9 protein-coding genes are annotated in these 6,326 nt (G+C 71.2%); 6 read left to right on the forward strand and 3 right to left on the reverse strand.

Annotated features, from left to right (window positions below):
- Positions 1–166: 166 nt before the first annotated feature.
- Positions 167–859, reverse strand: a complete 693-nt coding sequence (cei, locus tag ACFWX1_RS32540; protein ID WP_378393587.1) for an envelope integrity protein Cei — start codon at positions 857–859, stop codon at positions 167–169.
- A gap of 568 nt (positions 860–1,427) precedes the next feature.
- On the opposite strand from cei, the gene ACFWX1_RS32545 reads away from it, so the two are divergent.
- Entirely contained in the window at positions 1,428–1,736 is a 309-nt protein-coding gene (locus ACFWX1_RS32545) for a DUF4193 domain-containing protein (RefSeq protein ID WP_345387473.1), read from the forward strand.
- A gap of 167 nt (positions 1,737–1,903) precedes the next feature.
- Here ACFWX1_RS32545 and ACFWX1_RS32550 read toward each other — a convergent pair whose 3' ends face one another.
- Positions 1,904–2,389, reverse strand: a complete 486-nt coding sequence (locus ACFWX1_RS32550; protein WP_378393588.1) for a DUF3093 domain-containing protein — start codon at positions 2,387–2,389, stop codon at positions 1,904–1,906.
- Positions 2,390–2,413: 24 nt separating this feature from the next.
- Between ACFWX1_RS32550 and dut the strand changes: the two genes are divergently transcribed.
- The 3 genes from dut to ACFWX1_RS32565 all read left to right on the forward strand — a co-directional run bounded on the left by dut (position 2,414) and on the right by ACFWX1_RS32565 (position 4,321).
- Positions 2,414–2,905, forward strand: coding sequence for a dUTP diphosphatase (gene dut / locus ACFWX1_RS32555; protein WP_378326974.1), 492 nt, complete (start codon positions 2,414–2,416; stop codon positions 2,903–2,905).
- The gene (locus ACFWX1_RS32560; RefSeq protein WP_378393589.1) at positions 2,905–3,576 is read left to right on the forward strand and encodes a DUF3710 domain-containing protein; all 672 of its coding nucleotides are present in this window, start codon (positions 2,905–2,907) and stop codon (positions 3,574–3,576) included. The genes dut and ACFWX1_RS32560 overlap by 1 nt, the downstream gene beginning before the upstream one ends.
- Positions 3,577–3,682: 106 nt before the next feature.
- Complete coding sequence (locus ACFWX1_RS32565; protein WP_378393590.1) at positions 3,683–4,321, forward strand: LysE family translocator; 639 nt, start codon at positions 3,683–3,685, stop codon at positions 4,319–4,321.
- Here ACFWX1_RS32565 and ACFWX1_RS32570 read toward each other — a convergent pair.
- Positions 4,318–5,028 (reverse strand): alpha/beta fold hydrolase, encoded by a 711-nt coding sequence (locus tag ACFWX1_RS32570; RefSeq protein WP_378393591.1) that lies wholly within the window; start codon positions 5,026–5,028, stop codon positions 4,318–4,320. The genes ACFWX1_RS32565 and ACFWX1_RS32570 overlap by 4 nt on opposite strands.
- A 104-nt stretch (positions 5,029–5,132) precedes the next feature.
- Here ACFWX1_RS32570 and ACFWX1_RS32575 point away from each other — a divergent pair, with 104 nt between their 5' ends.
- Positions 5,133–5,513, forward strand: a complete 381-nt coding sequence (locus ACFWX1_RS32575; RefSeq protein WP_378393592.1) for an OB-fold nucleic acid binding domain-containing protein — start codon at positions 5,133–5,135, stop codon at positions 5,511–5,513.
- Between the two features lie 9 nt (positions 5,514–5,522).
- Positions 5,523–6,263 (forward strand): DUF3159 domain-containing protein, encoded by a 741-nt coding sequence (locus ACFWX1_RS32580; protein WP_378393593.1) that lies wholly within the window; start codon positions 5,523–5,525, stop codon positions 6,261–6,263.
- Positions 6,264–6,326 lie beyond the last annotated feature (63 nt).

Genomic DNA, 6,326 nt, shown 5'->3' on the forward strand with positions numbered 1-6,326 from the left:
CGCCGCGGGGCGCGCGCCCCCGTGGTGTAGCTGGCGGGCGGGGGGGGGGTCCACTGCCCGCCGCGCCGCCCCCCGCGCCGCCCCCCCCCCCCCCCCCTTCGCGAGCCCCGGGGCGGGGCGCCGGGCGTGTGCGCGAACGGCGATCTCGCGTGCCTGGAGGGTCGGCTCAGCAGGTGACGTCGCGGGCGGAGGCGAGCAGGGTCTGGTCGACGACCGGGGCCTGTGCCCCGGCGGCCTGCTCGCCGCCCCCGCCGCCCTGGTGCTGCTGGGACCAGGCGGTGAGCTGCCGCAGGATCTCCCTGGCCTGCGAGGTCGGCCGGAGGTCGCCGAAGCTCTTGCCGGTGACCAGGTCGATGCTGGCGTCCTTGCGGTTGTCCTGCACGAGCTCGGCGCACGGGACCACGAGGCTCATGGTGCGGGCGGCGGCGGTGCCGTTCTCGCCGAACCGGATCTGGCCGCGGCATTTGGCCTCGCGCTTGTCGTAGGCCGGGTCGTTGGCGGGCTCGCCGATGCCGGTGAAGCCGAGGTCCTTGAGGCCCGCGGTGGTGATGCTGCCCTGGCCGCGCACTGAGCTGGCGTTGAGCACGCGCACCGCGATCTTGTCCGGCGGCACGGGGGTGCGGTCGTCGAGCGCGTCGTGCGGGAGGCTGGTGAACGTGGTGCCCGGCGGCGGGCTCGCGGCCGGGTCGCAGCGGACCACCGCGTCGACGTCGGCCTTGCTGACCACGGCGTTGACCCAGACGATCACCGCGCCCAGCGCCAGCACCCCGATGACGATGAGCGCCGGCAACGGCCGGTGCTTGCGATACGGCTTCGCCTTACGGTCCCCTGAACCGCCCGAGCCGCTCCCCGACGCCACCTGCCCCGTCCCTTCCCGAACCCGGAAACCCGATCGGCGTAGTAGTCACCCGCTGGTGATCACACACAGCGGTCACAGACACCTTCGCGGCTGATCAGCTTAAGCGTTACAGCCGACGCGCGTAGGTTCGGGTCACCTCTGTGGCTCCCGCGCCCATTCTTCTGTTTCGGTCATGCTCCGGGCGGCCCCGGAACCGTGGTCCCCTGTCTTCGGATAGCACCACGCGGGTGCCCGCCAGGGCAAGCGGACACGGCCGCCAGGTGAGCTTCCCGACCTGGGGGCAACCCGTTCGGAGGATGCGCGTCCCACCTGCAGGTTCCCCCTGTCGGGTGACGATTATCCGGCATTGCTCGCCTCGGTGCGGAACCCGCCGGGCGGTGAGCTACCCTTCCCGGGCTCCGGCCGCAGGAACAGGCGTAACGCGCCTTCTGAAAAGAAGTTACCTCGGTCACTGCGCAGCCGGGCACAAACAGGGGCGCTGGAACGTTGACCAGCGGCACGACGGACTCACGGGCGCGCCCGTGGGCCGGGCAAGACCGATACAAGCTGATCGCAGGGGTGAGGACACATGGCGACCGACTACGACGCTCCGCGCCGCAGCGAAGCCGACGAGCTGGCCGAAGACTCGTTGGAGGAGCTGAAGGCACGGCGCAACGAGAACCAGTCCGGCGTCGTCGACGTCGACGAGGACGCGACGGCCGAGAACTTCGAACTCCCGGGTGCGGACCTTTCCGGTCTGTCCGGCGAGGATCTCACCGTCAAGGTGGTGCCCAAGCAGGCCGACGAGTTCACCTGCTCGGTCTGTTTCCTGGTGCACCACCGCAGCAGGCTCGCCGAGGACAACGGCGGCCGGCTGATCTGCCGCGACTGCGCCTGAGCACGACGCGCCCGGCCCCGCGTGGCCGGTCGTAAGGGTACGGGGATCTCGTACGGGTTTTCAGGGGACGAACAGACGCGGCGGCGAGTTCGGGGCGGCTCGCACGCGAGCTGGGCTAAGGGGGCCGACCTGCGGGTCGGCCCCCTTCCGCATGTCCGGGGCCCGCGTCAGCCGTGGGCGCGGAGCAGTTTCGCGATCTTCTCCGGGTGACGGGTGCTGAACAGCCAATACGGCGTCGGGTCGTCCGGATCGGTGAGCCGGATCCGCACGGCGGGACCGACCCAGCCGCGGTGCAGGACGAACGCCGCCGGGTCGCCGTCGCGGCCGAGCGCGGGACGCTTGGCGTCCTTGTCGAGGACCTCGACCTCGCCGACGAACCGCAGCGGCAGGTGCGCTTCGCCCACCCACAGCTCGGGTTCGCCGCCGCCGGTGACGCGGATCCGCGACCGGCCGAGCGAGAGCAGCAGCGCCACCACGAGCGGCAGCGTCACGAAGTAGGGCAGCCAGGCACGGATGCCGGGGTAGCCCATGTGCAGCTCGGCGGCCAGCAGGACCGCGCCGAGCACCGGCAGCGGCCAGCCCCACCACGGGACATAGAGCCGTTCGCGATGCTCGACGGCGTTCGTCACGGCCGGGTTCACGGTGTCGCCCACGCGTACAGGGTAATCTCGCCGCCCGTGTCCAGCGTTCAGGTCCTCCTCACCCGTCTCGACCCCGGCGTCCCCGTCCCCGCCTACGCGCGTCCCGGCGACGCGGGCGCCGATCTCGTCACCACCTCGGATATCGTTCTCGGGCCCGGGGAACGCGGCGTTGTCGGCACCGGCATCGCGATCGCGCTCCCGGCCGGGTACGCGGGTTTCGTCCATCCACGATCCGGGCTCGCCGCCAGGGCCGGGCTCTCGGTGGTGAACACGCCCGGCACGATCGACGCGGGTTACCGTGGCGAGATCAAGATCTGCCTGATCAACCACGATCCGGTGCACAAGATCGTGCTCGCCCGCGGCGACCGGATCGCGCAGCTGGTCGTGCAGCGAGTCGAACACGCCGAATTCGTCGAGGTGGCCGAACTCGACCCGACGGAACGGGGCGAAGGAGGCTACGGCTCCACGGGTGGACACGCCACACTGGGAGCCGACGCGCGCAGCGCGGGGGAAGGAACGGAGAACTAGTGGGGATTTTCGGACGCAAGCGGCGGGCCGGGGAACGGTCCGGCGGGCGGCACGCCGCGCCCGAGGTCGAGGACGACTTCGCCGAGGAGCTGGACGACGGCGAACCGGAGCCGGAGCTGTCCGAGGTGTCCGACGGCCCGTTCGACGTCGCGGATTTCGAGGACGACGGCCTGCCCCGGATAGACCTCGGCTCGGTGAAGGTGCCGGTGCCGGACGGGTCCCAGGTGCAGGTCGAGATGGACCCCGAGGGCGGCGGAGTGCGGGCGGTGCACGTCGTCACCGAGCAGGGGCAGATCACGGTCAGCGCGTACGCGGCGCCGCGCACGGGCGGGCTGTGGCGCGAGGTCAGCGCCGAACTGGCCGACCAGCTGCGTGCCGACGGCGCCAAGGTGACCGTCGGCCGCGGTGAGTGGGGGATGGAGCTGTCGGCCATCGTCGGTGACGTCGCGCTGCGCTTCGTCGGCGTCGACGGCCCGAGGTGGATGCTGCGCGGGGTGATCGCGGGCCCGCAGTCGCAGGCCGCGCAGGCGCCGGACGTGCTGCGCGCGATCGTCCGGCGCACGATCGTCGACCGGGGGGATTCGCCGATGCCGGTCCGCACGCCGCTCACCATCACGCTGCCCGACGCCGTCGCCGAGCACATCGCCGCCCAGCAGCAGGGCCAGGCCTGAGCCGAAGGGGACTTTCCTCGCACAGGACGCGCTGAAGGGGACTTTCGTCGCATGCGATGCGAGGAAAGTCCCCTTCGGCATTCCGCCGGATTGGTACGGTCGTGCCATGCCTGACTTCGCCGAGTGGATGATCTTCCTGGGGACGGCGGCGATCTTCGCGGTGACGCCCGGCCCCGGGATCCTGTACGTGCTGGCCCGCAGCCTCAAGGGCGGGCGGGGCGAAGGGGTGCGTTCGGTGCTCGGCAACGGGATCGGCGCGTCGGTGCACGTCGTCGCGGCGGCGCTCGGGCTCTCGGCGCTCCTGGCGACGTCGGCGGTCGCGTTCACCGTCGTGAAACTGGCGGGCGCGGCATACCTGGTCTTCCTCGGGCTGCAGGCGATCTTCCGGCGTCATCACGACGACGAGGTGTCCTCCGGCGACGACGCCGGTCTCGCGGCGCGCTGGGCGCGTTCGCCGCTGTTCCAGGGCGTGCTGACCGAGGTGCTCAACCCGAAGACCGCGCTCTACTTCATGGCGCTGCTGCCGCATTTCGTGCATCCGGAGCGGGCACCGGCGCCGCTGGTGTTCCTCGTGCTCGGGCTGATCGCGCTCGCCATGGCGATGCTGGCCGACCTGCTCGTCGCGGTGTTCGCGGGCAAGCTCGGCGCGCTGATCGGCGGCAATGTCCGCTGGCGGGTCCGGCAGCGGGTCGCCTCCGGGGCCACGATGATCGGCCTCGGCGGGTTCGTCGCGCTGGCCGACTAGACGCGCGCGGCCCGCAGCCACGCCAGCACGGTCGCCCTGCCGAGTGATTCGCGATCCTCGCCGAGCGCGGTGAGCGTCGTCTCCACGACCGCCGCGCGCGGCAGTGCGGCGGCCCACTCCCGTGCGACTTTCGTCGGGTGTATCGGATCGTCGACACAGGTGGCTATTCCGGCAGGGCAGGGCAAAACGCCCAGCGCGGCGAGACTGGGCGCGGGCCGGGACGCCGCTGTACGCAGGCTCGCCGCGAGCCCGTCGCCGTGCCGCCGCCACGCCCGGCCGAGTTCGGCGATGAGCCACGGCGGGCTCCCCTCCGCGGACTTCGCCAGCGCGGCCTCGACGCCGTGTTCGGCCACCAGATCCGCGGAGAGCGTCGCGGCCAGCGACGCGGGTGCCGCGTCCGGCGCGCCGTTCCAGGCCGGGAGCGCGGCCAGCAGGCCCCGGCAACGGCCCGGCTCGCGCACGGCCCACTCCGCGGCGAGGTGCGCGCCGAACGAGATTCCCCCGGCCAGCAACGGACCGCGTGCCGCGGCGAGCCGGCCGAGTTCGGCGAGATAGCCCTCGGCCAGCGCGTTTCCCGGCGGCGGGGCGGGGGTAACCAGCTCGATGTCCAGCGCGGCCAGCGGGCGGGCGAAAACCGCTCGTACGAAGACCTCGTCGGAGCCGGTACCGGGCAGCAGTACCGCCGTTCGCGGGATAGTGGACGTCACGTTGCGATCTTGGCCTAAAGCGGCTTCCCTGGCGGGGTCGCAGTTACGCTGGATCACGCACGGGCCGCAACACGTCGGGGGCCCCGGAGCACAGGAGCACCACTATGCCCGCCAAAGACGGCGGCTACTTCAGCCGGTTGGTTCGGAAACTGACCACCGACGTCGAGGATCTCGACGCCGATGACCTGTCCGAAAGGTCCGAAGCGCAGGGAGCGCAGCGCGCGTGCGACTGCCGCTCTGGCGACGAGGTGACGGTGCTCGGCAGACTGCGCAGCGTCGAGCTGTGCCCCACCAACGAGGCGGCGACACTGCAGGCCGAGCTGTTCGACGGGACGCAGGGCGTGACGCTAATCTGGCTGGGCCGTCGCCGGATCCCCGGCATCGAGCCGGGCCGGACCATCAAGGTGCGGGGCAGGCTCGCCGAACGCGACGGCCAGAAAGTGCTGTACAACCCGTATTACGAACTCCAGAGCCCAGTGAGTTGATCAGCTGCCGTGACTGAACCCGCTCCGCGTGCCGAGAAGAGCGAACCCGGGGAAGACGGGAACAAACCCGAGCCCACCCTGCTCGAGCAGATGGGCGGCGTGTCCGGCCTGATCTACTCGTCGCTGCCGGTGATCGTCTTCGTGCTCGTCAACTCCTTCTTCGGGCTGACCGCCGCGATCTGGAGCGCCATCGGCAGCGCGGTGGCCATCACCGTGCTGCGGATCGTGCGCAAGGAACCGCTGCAGCCGGCGATCTCCGGCTTCTTCGGGGTCGCCATCGCCGCGTTCATCGCCTTCCGCACCGGATCCGCGAAGGGCTTCTTCCTGTTCGGGATCTGGGCGAGCCTGGTCTACTGCGGCGTCTTCGTGCTCTCGATCGTGGTGCGCTGGCCGATCGCGGGCGTCGTGTGGAACCTGCTCAACGGCACCGGACAGGCCTGGCGCAAGGACAAGTACTCGCGGTTCGGCTACGACATCGCGACGTTCGCGCTGGCGGTCATCTTCGCCGCCCGGTTCGTCGTGCAGCGCTGGCTCTACCAGGAGGACTACACCGGCTGGCTCGCGTTCGCGAAGATCGCCATGGGCTACCCGCTCTACGCGCTGGGCCTGCTCGTCGTGGTGTGGGCGGTCCGGCGCTCGGACAAGCGGCTCAAGGCGCTCGCCGCGTCCGCCCCGAAACCCGAGACCGACGCCGAGGTCGAAGCCCGCCTTCGCGAGAAATACGCCCAGACGCCGCAAACCGAGTCCTGAGCGGGCTGAAGGGGACTTTCGTCTCGTAAGACGCGCTGAAGGGGACTTTCCTCGCATCGCATG

The sequence above is a fragment of the Amycolatopsis sp. NPDC059021 genome (assembly GCF_042739895.1).
In the GTDB taxonomy this organism is placed as follows: Bacteria; Actinomycetota; Actinomycetes; order Mycobacteriales; family Pseudonocardiaceae; genus Amycolatopsis.